Genomic DNA, 26,474 nt, shown 5'->3' with positions numbered 1-26,474 from the left:
CTATCACGCGTTGCCGTGGTCAAGCATCTTTTGCAAGTACTGTCCGTACCCGGTTTTCTTCAGCTTTTCAGCTTGGGAAGCGACCTGCTCTTTGGTGATCCAGCCGTTGGTGTAACCGATCTCTTCGAGGCATGCGACTTTCCAGCCTTGGCGCTGTTCGATGGTGTGGACGAAGTGGCTGGCTTCCAGCAGCGATTCGTGGGTACCAGTGTCCAACCAGGCGAAGCCGCGACCCAGCATTTGTACAGTCAGGCTCTTCTGCTCAAGGTAGACACGATTGACGTCGGTAATTTCAAGCTCGCCCCGCTCGGACGGCTTGATGTTTTTCGCGATCTCGACAACCTGGTTGTCGTAGAAATACAGACCGGTCACCGCATAGCTTGATTTCGGCGCTGCTGGCTTTTCTTCAATGCTCAGTGCGCGGCCGTCCTTGTCGAACTCAACCACCCCAAAACGCTCCGGATCGTTGACGTGGTAGCCGAACACGGTCGCGCCTTCGGTCTGCTCGCCGGCGGCGCGCAGGTTGTCCGAGAAATGTTGGCCGTAAAAGATGTTGTCGCCCAGGATCAGGCAGCAAGGGTCTTTGCCGATGAACTCTTCGCCAATGATAAAGGCTTGGGCGAGGCCATCCGGGCTAGGCTGTTCGGCGTAGGTCAGTTCGATGCCGTATTGACTGCCATCGCCGAGCAACTTGCGGAAGCTCGGCAAATCGTCGGGCGTCGAAATGATCAGGATTTCGCGCATTCCGGCCAGCATGAGCACCGACAACGGGTAGAAAATCATGGGCTTGTCGTAGATCGGAAGCATCTGCTTGGAAACGCCCAGTGTCAGCGGGTGCAGGCGAGTGCCCGAACCGCCGGCCAGAATGATTCCTTTACGATTGGTCGTGTTCATTTGTTCAGAGCTTCCATAAGCATGCGGGTTACGCCACTTTGCCAATCCGGCAAGTGTAGAGAAAAGGTCTCGCGTAGCTTGTCCGTCGCAAGGCGCGAATTCAACGGACGACTAGCGGGTGTGGGGTATTCGGTGGTTGCGATCGGGCTGATCGTATCGACCGCCAGTACCTCGCCATGAGCGCGCGCGAAGTCGATGACATAGCTTGCGTAGGCGTGCCAAGAGGTCTCGCCGGCAGGAGCGAGGTGGTAAATGCCGCACAGCTCAGGGTTGACCAGCGCTTTCTGAAGCGCGGCCACCGCCACGTCCGCCAGCAGATCAGCGCCAGTCGGCACCCCGATCTGATCGGCGATCACGTTTAACGAGGCGCGGTCTTTGGCCAGGCGCAGCATGGTTTTCGCGAAATTGTTGCCACGCGCCGCATACACCCAGCTGGTGCGGAATATCAGGTGCTTGCAGCCCGAAGCGACAATCAACTGCTCGCCTTCCAGCTTGGTGGCGCCGTAGTAATTGACCGGCGCGACGGCGTTCGTCTCTTTCCACGGCTTCATGCCACTGCCGTCGAACACGTAGTCGGTCGAGTAGTGCACCAGCAGCGCGTCGAGACGCTTGGCTTCTTCGGCCATCGCCTGGCTCGCCAACGCGTTGATGGTGTGTGCCAGTTCGCGCTCGCTTTCGGCTTTATCCACTGCGGTGTAAGCAGCAGCATTGACGATGACCTGCGGCGACACGCTACGGATGGCTTCGCGCAGACCGGCGAGGTCAGATAAATCGCCTACCAGCGTGCCGTAGGGAGTGGAGGCCGGATGGCGATCAAGTGCAATCACTTCGCCCAACACACTCAAGGCGCGTTGCAGCTCCCAGCCGACCTGGCCGTTTTTACCGAGCAGGAGGATTTTCATTCTTTGTCTTCGCGCTCTGCGTAATTCTTGTCGATCCACTGTTGATAGCTGCCGCTTTTAACGTGCGAAACCCACTCAGGATTATCGAGGTACCACTGCACGGTCTTGCGGATGCCGGATTCGAAGGTTTCTTCGGGAACCCAGCCTAGCTCACGCTGAATTTTGCTGGCGTCGATCGCATAGCGCAGATCGTGGCCCGGACGGTCCTGAACATAGGTCAGCAGCTCAACGTGGGGACGGAACGCTGAATCAGGACGCAATTCGTCGAGCAATGCACAAACGGTGCGCACGACTTCGATGTTCTGTTTCTCGTTGTGACCGCCGATGTTGTAGGTCTCGCCCACTTCGCCTTCCGTAACGACTTTGTAGAGCGCACGGGCGTGGTCTTCGACAAACAGCCAGTCCCGGATCTGGTCGCCTTTGCCGTAGATCGGTAGCGGCTTGCCTTCCAGCGCGTTGAGAATGACCAAGGGGATCAGCTTCTCGGGGAAGTGAAACGGCCCGTAGTTGTTCGAGCAGTTGGTCACCAGCGTCGGCAGGCCATAGGTGCGCGCCCAAGCGCGGACGAGGTGGTCGGAGCTCGCCTTGCTCGCTGAGTAGGGCGAGCTTGGCTGATACGGGGTGGTTTCGGTGAAGAGATCTTCCGGCCCATGGAGATCGCCGTACACTTCGTCAGTTGAAATGTGGTGAAAGCGGAAAGCAGATTTACGGCTCTCGTCCAGCGCTGACCAATAACCGCGTGCGGCTTCGAGCAACACGTAAGTGCCGATGATGTTGGTCTGAATGAACTCGGACGGCCCGCTGATAGAGCGGTCAACATGGGACTCGGCCGCCAGGTGCATCACGGCATCCGGCTGATGTTCGCGGAACACACGATCAAGGTCTTCACGGTTGCAGATGTCGACGTGTTCGAAGGCATAGCGCCCGTTCTGGTCAACTGTTTGCAGTGACTCGAGGTTACCCGCGTAAGTCAGCTTGTCGACGTTGACGACCGAATCGGTGGTGTTGGCAATGATGTGCCGTACGACTGCTGAGCCGATAAAGCCTGCGCCGCCAGTAACTAAGATCTTCACGCGAAATTCATACCCTGATTGTTGGCAACTTTGCGCGCTGCCGGGTCCATGGAAGCGAGGGTGCCAGAAATGGTCAGCCTCTTGTGCGAATCAACTGTCGGATACGTCCGAACACAGGTGCCGACGATCAACGAAATGAACAGACCGCATTTTAACGGCAACGTCCATTATTACTACAGGGTGTTCAAGGCGCCTTAAGGCTTGCGCTTACGCGGCCCGGTATTAAACACCGGCACCTTCCGCACTGGCTTGACCGTCGGCACGTCTGCCGCTGCTTCGCCGCTATCGACCCATTTGCCCAGATTGCGTTTTCCACCTCCGCCGCTGGTTTTGGGTTTCTTTGGCTTTTTTGGTTTCTTAAGAATCTGCCCGGTCGCGTCGGTGGCCGGCACGCGGTGTTCCGGGATGAAATCCGGTTCTTCGCGGCGTTGCAGGGTCTGGCGGGTGAGCATTTCGATGGCGCTGAGCAGGTCGACTTCGTCGGCGCACACCAGGGAAATCGCTTCCCCGGTCTGGCCGGCGCGACCGGTGCGGCCAATGCGGTGGATGTAATCTTCGGCAACGATCGGCAGGTCGAGGTTGACCACGGTCGGGAGGTCGTCGATGTCCAGGCCGCGAGCCGCCACATCGGTCGCAACAAGGATCTGCACGTCGCCGCTCTTGAAGCGATCCAGCGCGCGCTGGCGAGTGGCCTGGGGTTTGTCGCCGTGAATGCCGTCTGCGTTGAGACTCAAGCCTTGCAGGCGCTCGACCAACTGGTCGACACCGACGCGGGTTTTCGCGAACACCAGCACCTGACCCCAGCGATGCTTCTTGAGCAGATGAATGAACAGCTCGCTCTTGCGCTTCTTGTCGACGGTGACGATCCACTGCTTGACCGACGACGCCGCCACGTTACGCGGGCTGACTTCGATGGTCAGCGGGTTATCGAGCATCTGCCCGGCCAGTGCGCGAATCGCATCGGAGAAGGTCGCGGAAAACAGCAGCGTCTGGCGGCGCTTCGGCAGCGCGGCGTAGATGTCGCGCAGCTCTTCGGAGAAGCCGAGATCGAGCATGCGATCGGCTTCGTCGAGGATGAGGGTCTGCAGTTGCGAGAACTTCACCGCGTTCTGGCGATACAGGTCGAGCAGCCGGCCGGGAGTGGCGACCAGCACATCAACGCCCCGGCGCAGTTTCATCATTTGCGGGTTGATGCTGACGCCGCCGTAGGCCGCGTAAGTGGTCAGCGGCAGGTGCTCGGCGTATTGCGCGATGGCTTCGTGAACCTGTTCGGCCAGTTCACGGGTCGGCACCAGCACCAGCGCACGCACGGAATTGGCAGCGACCTTCGGGCCTTCCATGGTCAGGCGTTGCAGCAGTGGCAGCGCGAAACCTGCGGTCTTGCCGGTGCCGGTCTGGGCGGCGGCCATGAGGTCGCGGCCTTCGAGCACGGGCGGAATCGCCTGGGCCTGAACGGGGGTGGGAGTCTGGTAGCCCAGTGTTTCGAGGGCACGCAGCAGGGGTTCGATCAGGCCGAGGGAGGCGAATGTCATTTCAGTACCGTTGGAAAAAGGTCAGCGCACAAGAGTCTGTAGAAGACAATGGCGCGCAGTTTACCCTTTCTACACCGGTTTCTGCTTGCGCCACTGCGGCAGGCCGATGAGCACGACGGCGCTGATGATTACCGCCATCGCCGCACCTTCCGCCCAGCCGATGTGTTCGCCGGCGAACAACACGCCCAGCAACACCGCCACCGCCGGGTTGACGTAGCAATAGCTGGTCGCGGCGGCAGGTCGCACGTTCTTCAGCAGGTACATGTAGGAGCTGAACGCGACGATGGAGCCGAACACCACCAGATAGGCCATGACCAGCCAGCCGGACAGGCCGGGAGACTGGGTCATGCGCTCGCCGCTCACGAAACTGCCGAGCAGCAGCACCGCGCCGGCCACCAGCATTTCGCATGCGCTGGCCATCGGCCCGGCGGGCAATGGCAGGTAGCGGCTCCACACCGAACCGAACGCCCAGGTCGCGGCGGCGAAGATCACCAGCGCGGCGCCCAGGGGCTGGCCTGCAGGTTCGAGCCAAGGTTGAGCAAGGAAATGCCGACGAGACCGAACAGGATGCCGGCCCATTCCAGACCGGTATTGCGATGGCCCCAGAACAAGCCGAACAACAAGGTGAACAGCGGCACTGAGGCCACCGCCAGTGCCGCGACGCCGGAGGCAACGCCTGCATGTTCCGCCAGGGTCACGCCGCCGTTGCCGCAGGCGAGCAGCAGAAAGCCGATCATCCCTGCGGATTTCCACTGCTTCCAGGTCGGCATCGGCGCGCCACGAAAGCGCATGAAGGCGAACAGGATGGAGCCGGCAATGGTAAAGCGCACGCCGGCCATCATCAGTGGAGGCCAGGTTTCAATACCGATGCGGATGGCGAGATAGGTTGAGCCCCAGATCACATAAAGCGCGAAAAAGGCCCCGATGAGCAGCAGGGGAAAACGGCGGGCGGCAGGCATGAAAGGCTCTAGTACAGTCGTTTATTGTGGGACTGATTCTAGAAATGTCAGGGCCGCTGGCGTCAGTTACAAATGAGGTTTATTCGACCCGTACACTTTCTCGCGGGCTGAAGCGGGGGTTGAGTGCGGCTGGCTGAAGCCAGTCCTGATGAACGCGTACACCCGTGGGACTGGCTTTAGCCGGGAAGGCGTCGGTTGTCACGCTGCAAATTTGATGTCGAGCACGCTGGCCTCTTCCCGGCTGAAGCCGGTCCCACTAAGGGCACGCGTTCATCCAGTAAGACTGGCTTTAGCCGGGAAGACGTTGGTTGCCGCGCTGCAAATTTGATGTCGAACGCGCTGGCCTCTTCCCGACTGAAGCCGGTCCTACTGAGCGGCGAGCCCCCGGTGCTTGCTGATCGCATCCGCAATTTTCTTCGCCGGGACTTTTTGCAGGCTGCACAGCAACTGGTGGGAAACGCCGGCGAGGCCGTGGGTGTCGCGCAGTTGATGGCCCAAGTGCAGCGTGAGGTTGGCGGCCATTTCGGCATCGGCCATGGCCCGGTGAGCCTTGCCGGTGTGGGGCAAGCCGGCCCAACTGGTGAGGGTGCCGAGTTTGTGGTTTGGCGCGTGTGGCAGCAGACGTCGCGCGAGCAGCATGGAGCAGGCGAAGCTTTGCACGCGATTGCGCTTGATGCGCGACAGCTCAAAGTCCCAGAACTTCTGGTCGAACGAGGCGTTATGCGCTACCAGGGGTGTCAGGCCGACGAACTCGGCGACTTCATTCATGACCCGTTCAGCCGGCGGCGCAGTGCGCAGCATGCTGTTGCTGATGCCGGTCAGGGACTCGATGAAAGACGGGATGCGCACGCCGGCGTTCATCAGGCTTTGATAGCGCTCGACGATAACGCCCTGCTCCACGATCACCACAGCGATTTCCGTGGCGCGGCAGTAGCTGCTGGGGGAAATGCCAGTGGTTTCGAAGTCGATGACGGCGATACGTTCTTGCATGGAGTGGCCTTCAGAAATAGCGGGGTGGTGCGTTTTGTTTGGTGTGTTGCAGCGCTTGATAAGCGTGTGTGGCATCAGGTCTTGAGCAGCAACCCGCTCTCGATTGGCACATAACGACTGGCCGCGCGGATCAACGAATTAGCGGTCAACCCGGGCACGCCGTAGGCAATCGCTTCGACACCGTGCTTGCTGATGATGCGCTCCAGCAGCAGGTCGAAATCGCCATCGCCGGACGCCAGCACAACCTCATCGACATTCGGCGCGACGTCCATGATGTCGATGGTGATGCCCACGTCCCAGTCGCCTTTGGCCGAGCCGTCGCTGCGCTGGATGTAGGGCTTGAGTTTGACGGTGAAACCGAGGTTGCGCAGGATCTGCTGGAATTGCTGCTGCTTGCTGTCGCCGCGGTCGATGGCATACGCATAGGCCTCGACGATCTGCCCGCGCTGGCTGATGTCAGCCCACAGGGCAGCGTAATTGAAGTGGCAACCGTGAGCCTGACGCACTGTGTAATACAGATTCTGTACGTCGGCGAAGACCGCGATTCTTCTCACCCAAATTCCTCGATGCGCTGACAAGCGACAAGGGCCCGAAAACCGGACCGGCGCTCAGTATGCCAGTTTGGGGAAGGGATTGAAGGATTGGGTGCGAAGGCCCGCTAGTCAGCAACGCTGCAGATGCACGGGCCACGCTGGAATTAACTGTGGGAGCGAGCTTGCTCGCGAAGGGGCCGGGACACACGCTGGATATTTAGCGTCTGATTCGTCGTCTTCGTGAGCACGGTGGAGCGCCACCCCGGTTACTCCCACAGAGAGGGCATTAGTTAGGGGTCTCAGACGAACGAATCGTCGTCGTCAAACATGCCACCACTGGTGTCGCTGCCGTAATCGGTATCGGCGAAGCCATTGGAATCACTGCCCCAGGCATCGTTGCCGGTACTGTCATTACCCGTCACGCGCTGCTGATCGTCACCCCAACCGCCGCTGCCGCCCTGATCATGCTCGGCAGCAGGCTGGGCCGGCTGCTCCTGGATGATCTCGACGATTTCCTGCGGTTGGCTGTTGTGGTGGAACAGGCTGCTGATGCCTTCCGCCAGCATCACGCCGCCGGCCACGCCCGCTGCGGTTTTCAGCGCGCCGCCGAGGAAACCACTGCCGACCGGTGCAGCCGGTGCCTGTTGCGGCTGGGCATAATTTTGCTGTGGTTGAGCATAGTTTTGCTGCGGTGCGCTCGCCGGACCACTTTCACGCCAGCCGCCCGAGGAAGGCTGCGGACTGGAAGGACGGGAGAACGACGAAGCCGGCTGCTGAGCCTGTGGCTCGCGGGAACCGCCGCCAAAGATGCTCGACAGAAAGCCACCGCCATTGCCCGACTGCGCGGGTGCGCCGGATTTGGCCCGTTCCAGTTCAGCCCGCAGTTGTTGAATTTGCTCGTCGCGCTGACGGCTCTGGGCCTCAAGCTGCTTGATTGCGACTTCCTGCACCAAAATCGACTGCGCCATGTAATAAGGCGCGGCAGGCTGGCGAGTCAGGTGCTCCTTGATCAGCGCTTCGGCCTGCGCATCACGGGGGGCCGATTCGGTTTCTGCTTGTTTGAGCTTGCCAAACAAGCCGTCGATCAGGGTTTGTTCTTCGCTGTTCATGGCGACCTCGTTAGATTGCCGTAGGAATTCTGTTCTGGGCCATTGCCCGGACACATCCAGTAATGGGGCTGTTCAAGGGCGTTTCAATAGGATGTACAAAAAGTTAAGAAGAACGGTCTGCCGTCGCCGGTTGGCCCGTTTTACAGCTCTACGTTACAGTGTCGGCCTGCTTATCCTTGTGATCCGTTCATGAATCCGCTGACCATTCTGCAAGACTCGTTTTACTTCTTCCGACGCAACTTCGGCAGCATTCTTACCCTGTGCCTGCCGCTGGTGGTGCTGGAAGCCCTGGCTAAACAGCTCATCGGTTTCGGGCAGAGCACCGGGGCCGCGCCACTGTTGATCGGGTTGCTTTTCTACCCGCTGTACACCGGCGCGCTCATTCTTTTTATGGACGCCAAAACCCGCGGCGAAGAGCCGGTCAAATCCAACCTTTGGGCCGTTGCGTTGCGTCTGTGGCCCACCTTCGCAGTGCTGACGGCGCTGAGCACGCTGCTGATCATGGCCGGCATGTCGCTGTTCATCCTGCCGGGCGTGTGGGTGATGATCAAACTGGTGCTGTCCGAATACCTGCTGGTGTTGCGCGGGATGGGACCGCTGGAAGCGATGCGCGAAAGCTTCAGAATGACTCAGGGCCACGTCATGCGGATTTTCGCCTGCGTCCTGTGCGTTTACATCCCGCTGTCGCTGCTTGAAGCGCTGAGTTATTACGTGCTGCCGGACCAGCAAAGCCCGATGCTGTCGATTGCGGTGAACAGTGTTTCCAGCTTCCTGCAGTTGTTTATCAGCGTGGTGATGTTCCGGTTGTTCATGCTCATCGACCCACCCGCCCGGTCGGTCTGAAAAAATGGCACGCCCGACGCGGTATCTGCTTTACCTCGCGGTAGGTGCCGGGCTGTTCGCGGTATTGCTCTATGACATGACCTGGCACCCCGCCCGACACGAGAAGGCGGCGGTGTCCTGCAACGCGAAGGACGGAAAGCCACCGGTATTGGCGCCCGGTCAGACGCTGAAAGTGATGACCTGGAACATTCAACACCTGGCCGGCAAGCGCTATGTCTTCTGGTACGACCTGCCCGACGGCAGCGGCCCGGACGAGCGGCCGACGCCGGAAGACCTGGCCTTCAACCTTGATGAAGTGGCGCGGGTCATTCGCGACGAGCAACCGGACATCGTGTTGCTGCAGGAAGTCGACGACGGCGCGAAGAACACCGACTACGGCAACCAACTCGCCCTGCTCCAGGCCCGTGTCGCCGACCTCTACCCCTGCAGCAGCGAAGCGTTTTACTGGAAGTCCGACTTCGTGCCGGATCGCCACATCTTCGGCAGTGTCGGCCGCAAGCTGGCGACACTGAGCCGCTATCAACTGGACAGCGCCGAACGCCTGCAACTGCCCTCGCCTTCCGGGCTCTTCATTAGCCGCCTGTTTCAACCTCAACCTGCAATGCTCGTCAGCTACCTGCCATTGAGCGATGGCCGACGTCTGGCGGTGACCAATACACAGCTAAGCGATGCCCAATCAGGCGGCGACGTACAACAGCGCCAAGTCGCGGCGGTTCGTGATTTACAGCAAGCCTTCGAACAGAACGGCACGCTGTGGATAAGTGGCGGGGATTTCAATCTGCTGCCGCAGGGGCAATATCAGCGGCTGCCCGCCGAACAGCGCGCGCCGTATTCGGCAGAGAGCGAGCTGCGTGGCTTGTGGGAAAGCTTCCCGATGATCCCGAGCAATGAAGACGTGACCGGTGAGGATCGTCGCAAGTGGTACACCCGCTTCCCCAACGACCCCCGCATCAGCGGCCCGGACCGGACGCAGGATTTTCTGTTCTACAGCCCGAAGCTGCAGCGGATCGAAGCGAGGGTGAGGCAGGCGGACACGTTATTGATTTCTGATCACATGCCGGTGATTGCGCGATTGCAAGTGACCATGCCGGGCGAGTAAACGCTTAAGAAACCCTGGTGATCGCCGATAGCTTTTTCAAGAATGCCAGGGACCGAAGGCGTTTGACTCCCACTGGCGAACTATCATGCAGCTGCTCCCCTTTCAAAGCCTGCGGGCGAAGTTCGCAGTGGTTGTCGCGCTCGCCGTGCTGGTCATCACTTGCATCTTCGGCAGTGTGATTGGCGCGTCCGCCATTTCCAGACACAAAGAGCAGACCGGACATCAGCTGGCGGAATATGCGGCCTCGATGATCGATCGACTTGATCGTGACATGCACAGCCGCGCCAAGGAGCTCAGCGTGCTGAGTGATCTGGAGGCACTGCGCAACCCCGCAAACGTCGCCGAAGCGCGAAGCCTGCTTAATCACCTCAACGCTCAGTTCCCGAGTTATTCATGGATCGGCCTCACCGACACCCAGGGCACGGTGGTCGCGTCCACGGGCCGTTTGCTTGAGGGTCTCAGCATCGCGCACAGGCCCGTATTCAAGGAGGGGCAGGATAAAACCTTTGTAGGTGACGTGCATGAAGCCGTCATGCTCGCCAAGCTATTGCCCAACCCATCGGGCGAGACGATGAAGTTTGTCGATATCAGCATGCCGGTAAAGGACAAGGCTGGAAACTTCATCGGCGTGTTGGCCAGCCACCTCTCATGGCAGTGGGCGGCAGAAATTGGGCGGACTATGTTCGAGCCGCTGAAGAAAAGCCTTCCGGGGCTGGAGTTTCTGGTCGTGAGCAAAGACGGCATCGTCTTGCTCGGCCCCAAACAGCTCATCGGCAAGCCCAGTGAGGCCGGCATCGACCATAACAGCGAGGCCCGCTGGACGGTGCGCGAGTGGCAGGACGGCAGAACATATGTGGTGGGCGCTGCCGAAAGCGCCGGTATCGATGGTTACCCCGGGCTGGGCTGGACCGTTGTGACGCGTCAGCCAGCAGAGGTTGCTTTTGCCGAGGCAAACGGGCTGCGGGCGGAAATCTTGCTGTGGGGCAGCTTGTTGTCCATCGCCTTCGCGGTGTTGGGATGGTTCGTGGCCGGCGTTATCACCCGTCCCCTCAACCAGATCACCGATGCCGCAATGCGCCTGTCCGAAGGCGATGACGTCGCCATTCCGCTCATAAAAGGCAGCCTTGAGGTTGAAAAGCTGAGCATGGTCATTCGACATCTGGTCGAGAGCCTGACTCAAAAGAAGGGTCAGTTGGCGCTTATCAAGGGCGTCGCCTACCGCGACACGGTCACAGGTCTGCCCAACCGTGCTGCGTTGGAAAACTACGTCAAGAGTGTGCAAGACGAGCCCGGCCCGCCGCCTGCTTTCGGCGTGCTCTGCCTGGACCTCGATGGGTTCAAACCGGTGAATGACCGTTTCGGCCATGCGGTGGGGGACGCCCTGCTCCATTCAGTCGGCCTGCGCCTTTCCAGTACCGTGCGCGATGGCGACATTGCAGTACGCCACGGCGGTGACGAATTTGTGCTGCTGCTGCGATTGAAGACCGGCGAATCATTGGCCAGCGTGCAAGGCGCTGCTCAGCGCATTATCAAAAAGATTGCCGAGCCGGTCATACTGGCCGGCAAGGAAATCAGGATTGGCTGCAGCATTGGCGGCGCAGTGTGGACCGAGGGTGACTTTGCGGACGCGCTGGGCATGGCTGACAAGGCCCTCTATCGGGCCAAACGCGCCGGCAAATCCCAAGCGCAGTTTTGACCTCGCCGCGAACCTGACCTTCCTCATTGCTCCGCCTGTCGGAAGAATCCCCCCGCCGGCCCATCGGCGGGGTAAGGCATCTTAATGCTGGTAGATCGTGGCCGAGTTGCCGCTGCCGCCCGTCTGGCTGACGTTGGCGACCATGTTGTTGCCGGTCTGAGTGACAGCGACCAGGTTGGTGGTGCCAGACAAAGCGCCGCCCAGGCCGGTCTGGCTGACCACGGCGCGGTTGTTGTTGCCGCTCTGGAGCAGGGTTTCTTCGTTAAAGGTGCCGGTCTGGGTGCTGGACGAATAGTTGTTGTTACCGCGCTGCTGGAAATCACCTTTCATGCCGCTGCCGGTCTGATACAGGCTGGCGGTGTTGAAGTTACCGCTCTGCAACATACTGGCGGAGCTCAACTGATTGCTGGTCTGCTGAATAGAACCACTGTTGCTGTTGCCGTCCTGCTGCAGAATGGCCGATACCCGATTCGAGTTGTACTGCTGCGAAATAGTACCGATGTTGCCGTTGCCCGACTGTGTAACAGAACCGGTCACCGTATTGTTGTTGTTTTGTTGGGTAAGGTTACCAACGTTGTAGCTACCGGACTGAGTAATGCCGCCCCCGACGATAGTACTGTTATGTGCCTGATAAAGACTCGCTGTGTTATTACTGCCTCCGCCTTGAGTAATGCTGGCGCTTGTGCGGTTATTGCCATCCTGGGCGATAGTCGCGGTACTGTAGCTGCCGGACTGGTCTAGCTCAGCGACTTGAGGCAGCGAACTACCGCCGCCCTTTTGCGTCACGCTCGCCGTGTTGTTGTTTCCGGCCTGCTTGGCCGAAGTAAAGTTGGAGAAACCGTCCTGGTTGATGCTCAGAGTGCTGTAGGTCGCACTCTGGCGTACGCCTGTGCTGTTCCGGGTTCCCGTCTGATCAATGTTGACCTTTGACTGGGTCGCGCCTTGCTGCTCGGCATTCAAACTGTTACTTGTGCCGTCCTGGGTGGTATTGACGGTGCTGGAGTCCGCCACGGCGGACCCCGAAAGTGCAGCGAGGACTGCGAGGGACAGAAGTGCTTTACGTGCGTGCATGAAAAATCACCTTTATTTCAGCTTTATGATGGTTTGCGCGTTGTGACCCGAGGCAGGGTCGCCAAAGAACGGAGAGCGTTGATCATCGAGAATGGCCCGAAACATCTGTGCTGCGGCATCAGCTTCAATATCAGGGGAGAACGTGCAGTGCGTATGCCGTTGCAGCAAACGAATGATCGGAAGGCCCTGAGGCCAGGGCCTCGGATGCTGGCTGTCATAAGCTCCCAACAGAATGGAGCTCCCGCTAGTTATATACGAGTTATCGCGCTTTGCCAGTCAATACAGCAAATATAAGTTCTCTATTTACTGGCGCCAACGATCAACTTTAATTGGCCCGACCGACTGACAAAAAAGTTATTTGGTCAGTGATCGGAAACATGACGCCACTTTCCTGCCTGACGCCATTACCCCACATTCAAAAAGTTAATAACGAGTTGTCGAAAGAATTTGCATCGACGCCAGGCATATAACAGTCCTTGATTGGTCCGATTGATCCGCTAAAGAACTTGAGTCTTGTACCCCGTTCATCCTTGAGACCAAATAAGCTAAAAATGTGTGCGCCGCCTCGACCCCAGAAATCACTTCCTCGGCTTCACCCGCGCAGTCGGTTCGGCGATCAACGGATCGTCCGGCCAATAGTGCTTCGGATACCGGCCCTTCAAATCCTTCTTCACCTCGGCATAGGTGCTGCGCCAGAAGTTGGCGAGGTCCTGGGTGACTTGCACCGGGCGGCGTGCGGGGGACAGCAGGTGCAGTTTGACGATCTGCCGGCCGTTGGCGATGCGCGGGGTGTCGGCCAGGCCGAAAAGCTCCTGCAAACGCACCGCGAGAATGGGCGGGGACTCGCTGTAATCCAGGCGCACTGATGAACCCGATGGCACGGTCAGGTGGTGTGGCGCCAGTTCTTCCAGCCGCTGGGGCAAGGGCCAGGGCAGCAGGTTATGCAGGATCGATGACAGGTCGAGATTGCCGAAGTGGCTCAGTCGCGTGACCTTGCCCAGGTACGGCAGCAGCCAGTGGTCCAGCGTCTCCAGCAGCGCATCGTTGCTCACATCCGGCCACTCGCTTTCGCTCTGCGTTTGCAGATCCATCTGACGCAACAGACCGACACGCGCCTGCCACTGGCGCAGCTCCGGCGTCCACGGCAGTAACTCCAGCCCTTTGCGCCGCACCAGCGCCAGCAGCGCCTGCCCCCGCGCCGAATCGTCCAGTCCGGTGAGCGGCTCGCGGCTGATGATGAGCTCCCCGGCCTTGCGCTGACGTTCGGCGCGGAACACGCCCTCACGCTCGTCCCAGTCCAGTTGATTGAACGCGGTCACTTGTTCGGCGAGCACCGAGTCGAACAGGTCGGGATCGAACTCGGCGGCCAGATAGATCCGCTCTTCGCGCTGGCCCTGACGGCTGCCCAGATCAGCCACCACCAGCCACGGCTGCTTCATCAACGCATCTGGCTCGGCGAACAGGGCAGCGCGACCGTTGGCGAGTCGATACTCCGCGCCGCCAGCACGGCGTTGCTGCGCGACGCGGTCGGGATAGGCCAGCGCCAGCAGCGCGCCAAGCCAGCGCGGGTGATCAGGGTCGACGACCGGTTTCCGCGCCGCGCCCCTCAAATAACCACGATATTGCCGCGACAATTGCCGCGCTCGCTGCACGCCGCCCTGCGAGCCTTTCGCTGCGCGTTCTGACCCAGCCAGCAACGTGAGTCGGCTATGGAGGTCGGCACCGGCGCCGCGCAGGATGTCCCGTTCACCGAGCAACGCGGCAACGTCGCAGGCCAGCGGACCCAGACCCAGTTCATGACCGCGCAACAGCAAATGGGCGATGCGTGGATGCGCAGGCACCTCCGCCATTGATTGGCCGTGAGGCGTGAGTTTCCAGTCTTCACCCGGCTTGCGCGTGAGAGCGCCTAGCCGCGCCAGCAGGTCCTGGGCCTGGGAATAAGCAGCGGCGGGCGGCATGTCCAGCCAGGTCAGTTGCGCAGGTTCGACACCCCAACGCGCCAATTGCAGCGCCAGGCCGGCCAGGTCAGCCTGAAGGATTTCCGCAGCTCCGTACGCCGCCAACTGATCGTGCTGCGCCTCGGACCACAATCGATAGCACACGCCCGGCTCAAGCCGCCCTGCCCGACCCGCGCGCTGAGTGGCGCTGGCCCTGGAGATGCGTTGCGTGTCGAGGCGCGTCATGCCGCTGCCGGGATCGAAACGCGGCACCCGCGCCAGCCCTGCGTCGATGACCACCCGCACGCCATCAATGGTCAGGCTGGTCTCGGCAATGTTGGTGGCCAGCACGACTTTGCGTTTGCCCTTGGGCGCGGGTTCGATTGCCGCGCGCTGGGCACTCAGGTCGAGCTCGCCATGCAGCGGGCACAGCAGCACGTCGCTGCGATCGCCAATGGCATCGACCAACTGTTGATTGACCCGACGGATTTCGGCCTGGCCCGGCAGGAATACCAGCACGCTGCCGGACTCGGTGCCCAGCGCGTCGAGCACGGTTTGCACAACACGCGGCTCGATGAACTCCCCGGTTGAAACGGCCGCCCCCACTGCATCGACACCGGGAACATGCGCCCTTCGCTGCTGATGACCGGCGCATCATTGAGCAGACTCGACAGCCGCGTACCTTCAAGCGTCGCCGACATCAGTAGAATCTTCAGCGGCTGCTCGTCACGAAACAGCGCGCGGCCGTTGAGGCTCAAGGCCAGCGCGAGATCAGCGTCGAGGCTCCTTTCATGAAATTCGTCGAAAATCAGCAGCCCGACACCTTCCAGCGAAGGGTCTTCCTGCAGGCGCCGGGTGAGGATGCCCTCGGTGACCACTTCAATGCGGGTGTTGGGGCCGACCTTGCTGTCCAGACGAATCCGATAACCCACCGTTTCGCCAACGCCCTCCCCCAACTCGCTCGCCAATCTTTCAGCAGCAGCACGAGCCGCCAGGCGCCGGGGCTCAAGCATCAGGATCGTCTGCCCTGCCAACCACGACTCCCCCAACAGCGCCAGCGGCACGCGGGTGGTCTTGCCCGCGCCCGGCGGCGCTTCGAGCACGGCCTCGTCCCGGTCGGCAAGGGCCTGGCGCAAGGCGGGGAGAACGGCATCGATGGGCAGAGAATTCATGAGAGCTCCAGAAACAGGGCGACGATTATACGGCGAGCTGCTGCGGCTTTGTTCACCCTGCCAACGAACTGTCTTCCCCCACGGATACTCTTATTGATTAGGCATTTGCCTTGTATAGTTGCGACTTCTTATGAGGAGATCCCCATGCGCATTCCATCCCGTTTGATTGGCGGTGTTCTGGTTGCCACGCTGCTGACGCAACTGACCGCGTGCGGCAGTATTTTCTACCCGGATCGTCGCGGCCAGATTCAGGGCAGCGGCCGGATGGACCCGGCTATTGTGATACTCGACGCCATCGGCCTGTTGTTCTACATCATCCCCGGCGTGATCGCGTTCGGCGTCGACTTCGCCACTGGCGCGATCTATCTGCCAAGCGGCAATCAGGCGCAGATCGATCCGCAGAAACTTGAACCGGCAGTGCGCGCTGACGGCACAGTCGACAACCTCAAGCTGCAAGCCATCATTCAAACCGAGCTCGGCCGCACATTGCCGCTGGATGATCCCCGCCTGATCCAGCACAAAGGCAGCGTGCAGCAGCTTGCTGCTCTGGGCCTCGTCCCGTCCGCTTGAGATTTTGTGATCTAAGGAAGCGCCATGAGCACCAGCCCCGAACACGCCCGCTTATTGCGTCTGGCAACCCGCGCATCGCTTGCGGTGGCGAGCACTCTGATCGTTGCCAAAGCGGTTGCTTGGTGGCTCAGCGGGTCGGTGAGTCTGTTGGCCGGGCTGACGGACTCGTTGCTCGATGGCGCCGCCTCATTTCTCAATTTGCTGGCCGTGCATTACGCGCTGCGTCCCGCGGACGATGATCATCGCTATGGCCATGGCAAGGCTGAAGCGCTGTCGGGCATGGCCCAGGCGTTGTTCATCGCCGTGAGCGCGTTGCTGATCGGTTTTCAGGCGGTCGACCGCATCCAGCACCCGCAACCCCTTGGGGATCCGGGTTTGGGTCTGTTGGTGATGGTGTTGTCGATTGGCCTGACGATCGCCTTGCTGATGTTGCAGCACCGCGTGGTGAAGGCAACCGGTTCGGCGGCGATCCGCGCGGACTCCCTGCATTACCGTTCTGACCTGCTGCTCAATTTCAGCATCATGCTGGCGCTGGGGCTCGCCTATTACGGTTACTCGCAGCTGGACGCCTATTTTGGTCTGGCGATCGCGTTCTACATTTTGTGGAGCGCGATTTCCATTGCCCGGGAGACGGTGTCGGTGCTGATGGACGCTGAATTGCCTGTGGATGTCAGCGCCAAAATGCTCGAACTGGCCGAGGGCGTGCCCGGCGTACTGGGCGCCCACGACCTGCGCACGCGGATCTCGGGGAATCACTGGTTTGTGCAGCTGCACCTGGAGCTGCCAGGCACCCTGACGCTGTCAGTGGCGCACGACTTGTGCGAGCGGGTGGAGGCGGCAATTCAGGACGAATTCCCCAAGGCCGAAGTGCTGGTGCACGCGGATCCACAGGAAGTGGTGGGTCGTGAGGATGGACCGGTTTTGAATTGAATGCGTCAGATGTCACGCCGCGAATCTGATGGTGCTCAATCTGGCCTTTTCCCGGCTGAAGCCGGTCCTACTGACCGCGTGCATCTAGTGGGACTGGCTTTAGCCGGGAAAGCGTCAGGCGTCACGCCGCGAAATTGAGGATGTGGGTGCAGGCCCGGTCCTACCGACACCGCGTGCTCTTAGTGGGACTGGCTTTAGCCGGGAAAGCGTCAGCCGTCACACCGCAAATCTGAGGGTGCTCAATCCAGCGTCTTCCCGACTGAAGCCGGTCCCACTAAAGCAACATGCGTCTGCCGCTACACATTCCCGCCCCTACTGCTGAACGCTATACCCGCGCCCCGCATAACAACTGGCCATTGCCTGACGGTACACGCCCAGCACTTCCGGTGCTGGTTGATACGCTGCGCCCGCCGGGTCGAAATTGCTTTGCTGGACGGCGTAGCGGTAGCAGTCGTAGCGGTCCTGTTCGACCTCCTGTTGCGGCTTGCCTTCAGGCGGATACGCGACAACGTCGTAGGGATTCGCGGCCTGCTGAACCGGCTGCGGTTGTTGAGGTGAATACACCGGCTCAACGTTCTGCGGAGGCTCGGCGACTACGTACTCCTGGGTGTTCTGCTCGTAGGTGTAATAAGTGCCGGCGGCGACGAAGAACAGCGCGCTGCCAAGCCAGACCTGTTGCGCGTAGTCAGGCAGGTAGCGGACGCGAACACCTCGTGGGGGCTGGACGACCACATAACGTGGGCCCTGTGGGCGATACCAGTAACCGCCTGAGTAGAAGTAATCGCCGCCACGATACGGCACCCGCGAATACCCGCCCGGCATGCGATCAATCTCGTAACCCGGCCGATAACGCGGGCCCGAACCCCAGCCATCACCATGACCACCGGGACGACCCGGCTGCCAGTTACCGTGATCGGGGCGACGGTCGCCGTCGCGCCAGCGGTTGTCTCGGGGCTGGTCGCGGTAAAAGCCCTGACGTGGCTCTTGCGTCTGCACGACCGTGTCCGGCCGACCCTGAATGGGCAATCCACCCTGACGATCCTGCAACTGACGCTGTTGTTGCTGCTGCTCTTGCTGACGGCGTTGCTGGTCCTGCATTTGCTGGCGCTGTTGCTGCTGCTGTTGCTGCTGTTGGCGCTGATCGTCGCGCAGGTTGCGCTCGCGTTCCTGCTGCTGGCGCTGCTGATTGGCGCGCTCTTGCTGATTCTGCTGAATCTGCCGATTTTGCTGCAGCTGTTCCTGCTGGCGCTGCTGCTGTTGTTGCTGCGCCTGCTGCTGGCGTTGTTGCTGCTGCTGACGCTGCTGATCGTCGGCAAAACCGCGCTGGTTCTCTTGCTGCTGGCGCTGCATCTCGAAGCCGCGCTGTTGCTGTTGGCGCTGCTGCTGCTGCTGCTGATTATTGTCGTCGGCCAACACCTGAGCACTGATGCTCAAGGCCAAGAGACTGACACCTGCCAAACGCCAGATGCGCATGTTCATGCTTTCCTCACTACGGCGCGGATACCTATGGGATAGGACTGCGGGTCGGATGCGCCGTTCGCCGCACTCTATCAGCGTGGCGGATGAAACTGTAGAAGCGTGCACTCCGGCCCATACGGAAATCCAGGCACAAAAAAGAGGGCTCAACGGCCCTCTCTGGAATGCTTCGTCCTGGCTCGACGCTTTTGACGTCGGCTCACCTCGCATCGTCTTCTGGACAGTGCGTAGCCCGGTGGCCTGGTCAACCCTGTCGGGATGGAGGCCGCGGCTGGCCTGATTCGGCGGGCCGCGCTGGACGCTGTGTCCGGGCAGTGATTCTGGTTAAAAGAATAGGCTTTGCCAGACGGCACAGGATTGCGAATGTTGCTGACGAAAACATGACTTGCGCAATAATTCACTTCAGATGAATAATCCTGCGCAATCGATTCTATTAAGGCGCCTGACATGAGCAAGCTCGACAGATATGACTTGAGTATTTTGGCCGAATTGCAGAAGGACGCGCGCATCTCCAATCAGGAGCTGGCCGAGCGCATTGGCCTGTCGCCGTCACCCTGCTCTCGCCGCGTGAAGCAGCTGGAAGACGACGGGTATATCGTAGGTCAGGTCGCGCTACTGGACCGCAAAAAGCTGGGCCTTAGCCTGACGGCCTACGTGCTGATCGGGATGGACCGCCACACACCCGACCGCTTCGAGAATTTCGAGCAGCACATTCGCAACTTGCCGCAGGTGCTGGAGTGCAGCCTGGTGACCGGTATCGACGCCGATTACCAGTTGAAGGTTGTCGTCCCGGACATGGATCACTATCAGAAATTTCTGCTGGGCCATCTGACCCGCATCGACGGCGTGACCAGCGTGCGCTCCAGCTTCGTGCTTAATCAGGTACTGGCGAGCACCGAATTGCCGCTGGTGCATTTGCGCGGCTGACCTGCGTCCGACAGGAGTACCCCATGGATCCCGCACTGTTTGAAGAATGGATGATGACCCTGTTGATCACCGCCCTGGTCGGGTTCATGGGTTTCATCGTCTGGGATCTGGCAAAAAATCCAAAGCCGGGCGCTTCGGCACCGTCCTGTTGTTCAGCGTTCTGGGCCTGGGAATACTGGCGTTCGTGATCAAGAGCGTGGTGATCGCCTACCTGGAGCAGCCGCTCTAAATCAAAGCTTCGCCGGCACTTCCCGCCATTGCCCTTGATCGAGCCCTTCCAGGCTCCAGTCGCCAATCCGCACGCGCACCAAGCGCAACGTCGGCAGCCCCACCGCCGCAGTCATCCGGCGCACCTGGCGGTTGCGGCCTTCCTTGATGACCAGCTCCAGCCAGCTCGTCGGCACGCTTTTACGAAACCGAACCGGCGGGTTGCGCGCCCACAGTTCCGGCTCGTCGAGTTGCCGCGCTTGTGCAGGCAAGGTCGGACCGTCGTTAAGCTCCACACCATTGCGCAACTGCGTCAACTGCTCTTCAGTGGGCTCGCCCTCTACTTGCACCCAGTAGGTTTTCGCCAGCTTGTGCCTGGGGTCGGCGATGCGCGCTTGCAGTTGGCCGTCGTTGGTCAGGAGCAGCAAACCTTCGCTGTCTCGGTCCAGGCGGCCGGCCGGGTAGATGCCGGGGACGTCGATGAAGTCCTTGAGCGTCGCCCGGCCTTCGCCATCACTGAACTGGGTCAGCACATCAAAAGGCTTGTTGAACAGGATCAGCCGAGGCTCGGCAGGTGGGGCTTTGGCGACACGCCGGGGCGCGCCCGTACGATCAGGCGAAGGACGGCGGGAATCGGGACGTTGATTGCGGGGCATGGGAAACCGGTGAAAAAATGACAGAAACAGAAAGAGCCACTTTAGTGGCCCTTTCGTTGAACGCCTAGCGCCTTAACGGAACGGCGGCTCGTCGAAGCTGCGCAGTTTGCGCGAATGCAGCGAGTTGAGCTGCGTGCGCATCAGGTCCAGCGCGGCGATGCCGATCTTCAGATGCTGGGTGACGGCACGCTCATAAAACGCGTTGGCCGAGCCCGGCAGCTTGATTTCACTGTGCAGCGGTTTGTCCGAAACGCAGAGCAAGGTCCCGTAAGGCACCCGCAGGCGATAACCCTGGGCGGCGATGGTGCCGCTTTCCATGTCCACCGCCACGGCGCGGGACAGGTTGATCAGCGGCCGTTCCTGCGCCCAGCGCAGTTCCCAGTTGCGGTCGTCGTAGGTCAGGACCGTGCCGGTGCGCAGACGCTTCTTCAAATCGTCGCCGCGTTCGCCGGTGACTTGCGCGGCTGATTCTTGCAACGCCATTTGCACTTCGGCCAGCGCCGGAATCGGGATGTTCGGCGGCAGCACGCGATCAAGAATACCGTCGCGGCGCATGTAGGCGTGGGCGAGCACGTAGTCGCCGATGGTCTGCGACTGACGCAGGCCACCGCAGTGACCGATCATCAACCAGCAATGGGGACGCAGGACGGCCAGGTGGTCGGTGATGTTCTTGGCGTTGGAGGGGCCGACGCCGATGTTGACCAAGGTCACGCCATGGCCGTCTTCGGCGATCAGGTGATACGCCGGCATCTGGTAACGGTGCCAGACCACGCCAGAGACAATGGCCTGGGCTTCGCCGTAATCCATGCTCTTGTCGACAATGACGTTGCCCGGCAGGACCATCTTCACGAAGCGCGGGTCGTCGCGCAGTTTTTCCAGGCCATGCACGATGAACTGGTCGACGTAGCGGTGGTAGTTGGTCAGCAAGATCCACGGCTGAACATGGCGCCAGTCGCTGCCGGTGTAATGCACCAGACGGCGCAGCGAGAAATCCACACGGGCGGCGTCGAACAGCGCGAGCGGCAGCGGATCGGTGTTGGCCCAGTCGTAAAGGCCATCGGCGATGCCATCGGTGGCGGCCGACAGATCGGTGCTCGGGAAGACGCGGGCCAGGGTCGCGGCGGTCACGCCGGTCCCGGCCAGCTCATCGCCCTGCTCGACCACATAGGGGTACGGAATGTTTTGCTCGCTGACGCCCACTTCCACCGTCACGGTGAAGTCGTTCATCAACGGCACGAGCTGTTCGAGCAGGTATTTACGGAACGCCGCCGGGTGGGTGACGGTGACGCTGTAGGTGCCCGGCAGCTGAACCTTGGCGTACGCACGCGTGGTCAGCGGCACTTCGCCCTGGCAGTGGTAGGTCAGGCGCAGTTCGGGGTAGCGGAACGTCAGACGCTCGGCGGCATCCGGTTCGACGCGGTCTTTCAGGTAGCGCTTGAGCGCCTGGCTCAAGGCGGTGGTTGCCCGTGCGTGCAGCTCAGCGAGCCGGTCAACGGCGTGTTCGGCAGTTTCTACGACAATGAAAGCTTCGGTCACGATGCATATCCTTCTGATCTTGCAAGCGCGTATCTTGCCTGCAACAGATGACGAAGGCACGAGTTGCCTGCGGCCGACGCAGCAATGTACGCGTCAGACCTGCGGCGATGACCGCGCGACCAGCGCCTGAACACCCACCCCGCGCGGCAAGGCGCCGTAGACACGCCCCGGCCGTTCCAAACGTCCAGCCATAAACCCGTCGCTGACCACGGCATTGCCCGCTTCCAGCAGCAGTTTTGCCTGCAGCGCGACGGCGATGTCTTCTGTGAGTTGCCTGGCGCGGTACTGAATGTCGCCGGTGTCCTGAAACGCCTCTTTCAAACCGTGAATATGCGCGGCCAGACGCTTGTCGCCATGGCCGTCGCCAAGCTCGTCGAACAGCGCGTCCAGCACGCCGGGCTCCTTGGACAACGCGCGCAGGACGTCCAGGCATTGCACATTGCCGGAACCTTCCCACGTCGAATTGACCGGTGCCTCACGATATAGGCGCGGCAGGATGGTGTCCTCCACATACCCTGCGCCGCCCATGCATTCCGCCGCTTCGTTGATCATTGCCGGCGCACGCTTGCAGATCCAGTATTTGCCCACCGCCGTCACCAGCCGTGCGAAACGGGCTTCGTGGCCGTCATCCAGACGCTCCAGCGAGCGCCCGATGCGCAGGCTCAAGGCGAGGGCCGCTTCGCTTTCCAGCGCCAGATCGGCGAGCACGTTTTGCATGAGTGGCTGTTCGCTGAGCAAGCGACCGCTGACGCTGCGGTGGGCGCAATGGTGCGCGGCCTGGGTCAGGGCCTGACGCATCAGCGCGCTGGAACCGGTCATGCAGTCGAATCGGGTCATCGCCACCATTTCGATGATGGTCGGCACGCCGCGCCCCTCCTCGCCTACCATCCACGCCAGGGCGCCGCGGAATTCCACTTCGCTGGAGGCGTTGGACCAATTGCCCAGTTTGTTCTTCAGTCGCTGTATGTAGAACGCGTTGCGGGTGTCGTCCGGGCGATGGCGCGGCAGCAGGAAACAGGTGAGGCCCATGTCGGTCTGCGCCAGGGTGAGGAAGGCGTCGCACATGGGCGCCGAACAAAACCATTTGTGCCCGACCAGTTCATAGGCCTGACCGGGCCCGGGCTGGGCCACCGGATAGGCCCGCGTGGTGTTGGCGCGCACGTCGGTGCCGCCCTGTTTCTCGGTCATGGCCATGCCGATAGTGGCGCCGGCCTTGTGCGCGATGCCGACGTTGCGCGGGTCGTAGTGGGTGGCGAGGATCTTCGGCAGCCAGGTCTCGGCCAGGTCCGGTTGCAGGCGCAAGGCTGGCACGCTGGCGAAGGTCATGGTCAACGGACAACCGCTGCCCGCTTCGGCCTGGGTGTGCAGATAGCTCATCGCCGCGCGGGCAACATGGGCGCCTTCGCGGGGGTCGGTCCACGGCAGCGACGGGATGCCGTGTTCGACCGCTGTCTGCATCAGTTGGTGATACGCCGGATGAAACTCCACCAGATCGATCCGATGGCCGTAGCGATCATGGCTGGCAAACACCGGCTTGTTCTGGTTGGCGAGGAAGCCCGCTTCCATCAGCGGGCCGCCGGCCAATGCGCCATAGGCGTCGATTCGTTCCTGGGCCCAGCCGGCACCGAAGCGCCGCGACCACTCTTGCAGCGGCAGGTCGATGCGGTACAGGTTGGTGCCGTCCAGGGACGGCGGCTGATTGATGACCTCATGGGTCTCGGCGAACTGATGCAGGTTGATGCGCTGGTCCATGAGGCGACTCCGGTCCGGGCAGCACGCGGCGGTCGTGCAGTTGACCTAGTGAATCACGCACCCCGCCCCGGCGACAGCGCCATAGAAGACGAAATCACGGCGGTTTTGCCTTGTCGACGCATGGCCTCGCAAATCAACTGTAGGAGTGACCGGGGTGGCGCTCCTACAAGGGGGACGCGGCAACCTTCACATCCAGGCTCAGGCGGAACTGGCTGCCATTACCCGGCTCGGACTGATGGCTCAGGCGCCCGCCCTGCAATTCAATCAATTGTCGGCAAATCGCCAGGCCGATGCCCAGCCCGCCGTATTCCCGCGTCGTCGAGCCGTCCACCTGGAAGAAATTGGCGTACAGCGTTTCTTCATCAAGACGGCTGAAGCCGATGCCGGTGTCGATGACGTCGATCACCAGCCGCACGTGTTCAGCGTCTGCGCGCTGGCCATTGACGCGGACTCTAATGGACCCGGTCTTGGTGAACTTGATCGCGTTGTCCAGCAGACACTCCAGGCACTGGCGCAACTTCACGCCGTCACCTTCGAGGCTGTCCGGCAGCGTCTCGTCCAGCTCAACACTCAGCGCCAGCGCCTTGTTGCGGGCCAGCGGTTCGAAGCCGCTGCGAAGCTGAAACAGCACATGACGCAGGCTGAACGGCTCGTTGCGCACGGTAATCCGCCCGGCTTGCAGTTCGGTCAGGGTGAGGATGCCATTGACGATGCCCATCATGTTTTGCGCGGAATCGGCGGCGGTCTGGCGATACAGCTCGATCTCGCTCTGCGCCGCGTCCATCTGCATCAATTCCAGCGAACCGATCACGCCGTTCATAGGCGTGCGCAGCTCATGGGTCAGCGTGGCGAGAAACTCGTCTTTCAATCGGTTACTCACCGCCAGTTGCTGGTTGAGGGTCTCAAGCCCCTGCCGCGATTCCGCCATGATCTGCGCCTCGCGCTCGCGCATGGCGTTGATGCGGTCGGCCAGCGCCAGCGACAGTAACGCCACCTCGATCACCGAGCCGATCTGGCTGGCGTACATGGTCCAGAAGTTGTTGGGCAGATGCCCGAGGAGCATGGTCGCGTTGACCACCCCGCCGATGAGGAACGCCGACCAGCCAATAATAAAATACCGCGCGACCCGCCGCCCCTTGAACCACGCCGCCACCCCGATCAACAGCACGACCGGCGTGAACAGCAAGACCAGCCCGGTCACCAGGCGCAGCGCGACACCGTAATCCATGCTCAACGCGAGCGCCATGATCACCGCGGCGCAGACCATCATCACCAGAAGCGGCACATCCAGCCAGCGACCGAGGCTGGGCGTCTGCAGGAATCTTCGTGTGAACTGGCTGGCAAACAGGATCGCGGCGGCAATCAGAAATGTCGTTGAGGTATTGGCCCACCACGGGTTGTTCGGCCAGAAATACTCGATCGCCGCGCCATTAACCGACACCTGATACAGGCCGAAAAAGCTGATGTAGAGGATGTAATGCAAATACGCGGTGTCACGCACGCTGAGGTAGATGAACAGGTTGTAGACCAGCATCACTGCCAGCACGCCGTAAATCATGCCGAGGATGTACAGGCGCGACGGCTGCTCTTCTATATAAGCGTGACTGGCCCACAGATTGAGCGGCGCCTGCACCGAGCCGTGACTGGCGACGCGCAGGTAAACGGTCTTGGTTTCGTGGGCGTTCAGGTTGAGATCGAACACGTAGTTGTTCTGTTTAATCTGCCGACTGGCAAACGGCAGCATGTCGCCGGTTTGCCAAGCTAGGCTGGGGCGCGCATCGCCGTCGCCGAGGTACAGATCGACGTGGTCCATGGGCGGATAGGCGAGTTCCAGTAACCAGTCGGCGGATGCCATTGGGTTGGCGGGGCGATAGGTCAGTCGCACCTTGAGCCAGAAAGCGGAGCGCGAGTACCCGGCGTTGAGCGACGGACCGACGAGGGGGCGGAAACGCGCGGCGCCTTCGGGGGACGAGACTTGCTGGATGGTGGCATCGCCGGTGGGGTCTTCGAACACTTGGGTGTCGCGCCCCAATGCCAGACTGCGGGTGTTCTCATTGAAATCGACGGCGCTGGCGAACATCGGCAACAGGCAGAGGAGAGTGATCAGCACCAGACGCATGGGACACCCCCTCGTCGCTGATGAAGGGCGTGAGCCGCCGTGGAATCGTGGGTCGGCTTTACAATTCTGCGAGCGACCGTTGTATCGGTCGAGGGGGTCAGCGGGCAACGCACTTGCATTTACTCTTTTGGCGGAACAGATCAAGCGCCACAGGATAGCGACTGATAGCTCGATGACACCATCTAAATCTGTGCATTGGATGGGACTGGCTCTTTCACATGCAGGACTTGCTTTAGGCGGGAAGGCGTCAGATGTCTCGCTGCAAAATCAATGGTGTTTGCACCGGCCTCTTCCCGGCTGAAGCCGGTCCTACTAAAAATACCGCATACACATAGTAGAAACGGCGTTAGCCGGAAAACTGCTTGGTGGTACAGGCTGAACGCAATTCACTTAGTGGGACCGGCTTTAGCCGGGAAAGCGTCGGATGTCTCACCGCAAAATTGATCGTGTTTGTACTGGCGTCTTCCCGGCTGAAGCTGGTCCCACTGGCA

At 60.9% G+C, this 26,474-nt stretch carries 20 protein-coding genes and 3 pseudogenes; 8 read left to right on the top strand and 15 right to left on the bottom strand.

The annotated features are described in order from the left end of the window. Positions 1 to 3: 3 nt before the first annotated feature. The 8 genes and pseudogenes from rfbA to JN403_RS07950 all read right to left on the bottom strand — a co-directional run bounded on the left by rfbA (position 4) and on the right by JN403_RS07950 (position 7,992). Positions 4 to 894, bottom strand: a complete 891-nt coding sequence (gene rfbA, locus JN403_RS07985) for a glucose-1-phosphate thymidylyltransferase RfbA (RefSeq protein WP_205486673.1) — start codon at positions 892 to 894, stop codon at positions 4 to 6. After that, positions 891 to 1,796 carry a dTDP-4-dehydrorhamnose reductase gene (gene rfbD, locus JN403_RS07980; protein WP_205486672.1) on the bottom strand — a complete coding sequence of 302 codons (906 nt, stop codon included), beginning with the start codon at positions 1,794 to 1,796 and terminating at the stop codon, positions 891 to 893. The genes rfbA and rfbD overlap by 4 nt, the downstream gene beginning before the upstream one ends. Then, complete coding sequence (gene rfbB / locus JN403_RS07975; RefSeq protein WP_122536924.1) at positions 1,793 to 2,869, bottom strand: dTDP-glucose 4,6-dehydratase; 1,077 nt, start codon at positions 2,867 to 2,869, stop codon at positions 1,793 to 1,795. Before rfbB ends, rfbD begins: the two co-directional genes overlap by 4 nt. A 194-nt stretch (positions 2,870 to 3,063) precedes the next feature. Further along, positions 3,064 to 4,401, bottom strand: a complete 1,338-nt coding sequence (locus JN403_RS07970; protein ID WP_122536923.1) for a DEAD/DEAH box helicase — start codon at positions 4,399 to 4,401, stop codon at positions 3,064 to 3,066. Positions 4,402 to 4,470: 69 nt separating this feature from the next. Beyond that, positions 4,471 to 5,360: pseudogene (gene yedA, locus JN403_RS07965) on the bottom strand (drug/metabolite exporter YedA). A gap of 366 nt (positions 5,361 to 5,726) precedes the next feature. After that, positions 5,727 to 6,350: a 3'-5' exonuclease gene (locus tag JN403_RS07960; protein WP_205486671.1), complete on the bottom strand. Its 624-nt coding sequence runs from the start codon at positions 6,348 to 6,350 to the stop codon at positions 5,727 to 5,729. 74 nt (positions 6,351 to 6,424) lie between these two features. Further along, positions 6,425 to 6,904, bottom strand: a complete 480-nt coding sequence (locus tag JN403_RS07955) for an NYN domain-containing protein (RefSeq protein WP_205486670.1) — start codon at positions 6,902 to 6,904, stop codon at positions 6,425 to 6,427. Between the two features lie 278 nt (positions 6,905 to 7,182). Continuing rightward, positions 7,183 to 7,992, bottom strand: a complete 810-nt coding sequence (locus JN403_RS07950) for a DUF2076 domain-containing protein (protein ID WP_122624024.1) — start codon at positions 7,990 to 7,992, stop codon at positions 7,183 to 7,185. A gap of 189 nt (positions 7,993 to 8,181) precedes the next feature. Between JN403_RS07950 and JN403_RS07945 the strand changes: the two genes are divergently transcribed. The 3 genes from JN403_RS07945 to JN403_RS07935 all read left to right on the top strand — a co-directional run bounded on the left by JN403_RS07945 (position 8,182) and on the right by JN403_RS07935 (position 11,630). Beyond that, positions 8,182 to 8,835: a YciC family protein gene (locus JN403_RS07945; RefSeq protein ID WP_122624023.1), complete on the top strand. Its 654-nt coding sequence runs from the start codon at positions 8,182 to 8,184 to the stop codon at positions 8,833 to 8,835. Between the two features lie 4 nt (positions 8,836 to 8,839). After that, complete coding sequence (locus tag JN403_RS07940) at positions 8,840 to 9,934, top strand: endonuclease/exonuclease/phosphatase family protein (protein ID WP_205486669.1); 1,095 nt, start codon at positions 8,840 to 8,842, stop codon at positions 9,932 to 9,934. 85 nt (positions 9,935 to 10,019) lie between these two features. Beyond that, the gene (locus JN403_RS07935; protein ID WP_240356858.1) at positions 10,020 to 11,630 is read left to right on the top strand and encodes a diguanylate cyclase; all 1,611 of its coding nucleotides are present in this window, start codon (positions 10,020 to 10,022) and stop codon (positions 11,628 to 11,630) included. 81 nt (positions 11,631 to 11,711) lie between these two features. On the opposite strand, the gene JN403_RS07930 is transcribed toward JN403_RS07935, so the two are convergent. Continuing rightward, complete coding sequence (locus JN403_RS07930) at positions 11,712 to 12,701, bottom strand: hypothetical protein (protein WP_205486667.1); 990 nt, start codon at positions 12,699 to 12,701, stop codon at positions 11,712 to 11,714. A 578-nt stretch (positions 12,702 to 13,279) separates the two neighbouring features. Next, a pseudogene (gene hrpB, locus JN403_RS07925) lies at positions 13,280 to 15,810 on the bottom strand (ATP-dependent helicase HrpB). 144 nt (positions 15,811 to 15,954) lie between these two features. Between hrpB and JN403_RS07920 the strand changes: the two are divergent. Both JN403_RS07920 and JN403_RS07915 read left to right on the top strand, forming a co-directional pair. After that, the gene (locus JN403_RS07920; RefSeq protein WP_122536914.1) at positions 15,955 to 16,380 is read left to right on the top strand and encodes a polyribonucleotide nucleotidyltransferase; all 426 of its coding nucleotides are present in this window, start codon (positions 15,955 to 15,957) and stop codon (positions 16,378 to 16,380) included. Between the two features lie 24 nt (positions 16,381 to 16,404). After that, positions 16,405 to 17,310, top strand: coding sequence for a cation diffusion facilitator family transporter (locus tag JN403_RS07915; RefSeq protein WP_205486665.1), 906 nt, complete (start codon positions 16,405 to 16,407; stop codon positions 17,308 to 17,310). A 312-nt stretch (positions 17,311 to 17,622) separates the two neighbouring features. On the opposite strand, the gene JN403_RS07910 is transcribed toward JN403_RS07915, so the two are convergent. After that, positions 17,623 to 18,306: a DUF6515 family protein gene (locus JN403_RS07910; RefSeq protein ID WP_205486663.1), complete on the bottom strand. Its 684-nt coding sequence runs from the start codon at positions 18,304 to 18,306 to the stop codon at positions 17,623 to 17,625. Positions 18,307 to 18,369: 63 nt separating this feature from the next. Here JN403_RS07910 and JN403_RS07905 point away from each other — a divergent pair, with 63 nt between their 5' ends. From JN403_RS07905 to JN403_RS07895, 3 genes and pseudogenes are all read left to right on the top strand, one after another. Continuing rightward, positions 18,370 to 18,825, top strand: a complete 456-nt coding sequence (locus JN403_RS07905) for a hypothetical protein (RefSeq protein WP_240356945.1) — start codon at positions 18,370 to 18,372, stop codon at positions 18,823 to 18,825. 408 nt (positions 18,826 to 19,233) lie between these two features. Beyond that, the gene (locus JN403_RS07900) at positions 19,234 to 19,713 is read left to right on the top strand and encodes an Lrp/AsnC family transcriptional regulator (RefSeq protein WP_074893299.1); all 480 of its coding nucleotides are present in this window, start codon (positions 19,234 to 19,236) and stop codon (positions 19,711 to 19,713) included. A 23-nt stretch (positions 19,714 to 19,736) separates the two neighbouring features. Beyond that, positions 19,737 to 19,942 (top strand): annotated as a pseudogene (locus JN403_RS07895) (DUF2788 domain-containing protein). A gap of 1 nt (position 19,943) precedes the next feature. Here the strand turns inward: JN403_RS07895 and JN403_RS07890 are convergent. The 4 genes from JN403_RS07890 to JN403_RS07875 all read right to left on the bottom strand — a co-directional run bounded on the left by JN403_RS07890 (position 19,944) and on the right by JN403_RS07875 (position 25,983). Beyond that, positions 19,944 to 20,576 carry an rRNA large subunit pseudouridine synthase E gene (locus JN403_RS07890; protein WP_240356856.1) on the bottom strand — a complete coding sequence of 211 codons (633 nt, stop codon included), beginning with the start codon at positions 20,574 to 20,576 and terminating at the stop codon, positions 19,944 to 19,946. 72 nt (positions 20,577 to 20,648) lie between these two features. Beyond that, on the bottom strand, positions 20,649 to 22,112 hold the full coding sequence (gene amn, locus JN403_RS07885; protein WP_122536909.1) for an AMP nucleosidase: 1,464 nt from the start codon (positions 22,110 to 22,112) through the stop codon (positions 20,649 to 20,651). Between the two features lie 93 nt (positions 22,113 to 22,205). Further along, the gene (locus JN403_RS07880) at positions 22,206 to 23,852 is read right to left on the bottom strand and encodes an acyl-CoA dehydrogenase family protein (protein ID WP_205487264.1); all 1,647 of its coding nucleotides are present in this window, start codon (positions 23,850 to 23,852) and stop codon (positions 22,206 to 22,208) included. Between the two features lie 175 nt (positions 23,853 to 24,027). Further along, a complete protein-coding gene (locus tag JN403_RS07875) occupies positions 24,028 to 25,983 on the bottom strand; it encodes a 7TM diverse intracellular signaling domain-containing protein (protein WP_205486661.1) in 1,956 nt (651 codons plus the stop codon). Between the last annotated feature and the right edge of the window lie 491 nt (positions 25,984 to 26,474).

The organism is Pseudomonas sp. 15A4 (genome assembly GCF_016925575.1).
Lineage (GTDB): Bacteria > Pseudomonadota > Gammaproteobacteria > Pseudomonadales > Pseudomonadaceae > Aquipseudomonas.
This window is presented reverse-complemented; position numbering and strand designations above follow the sequence as displayed.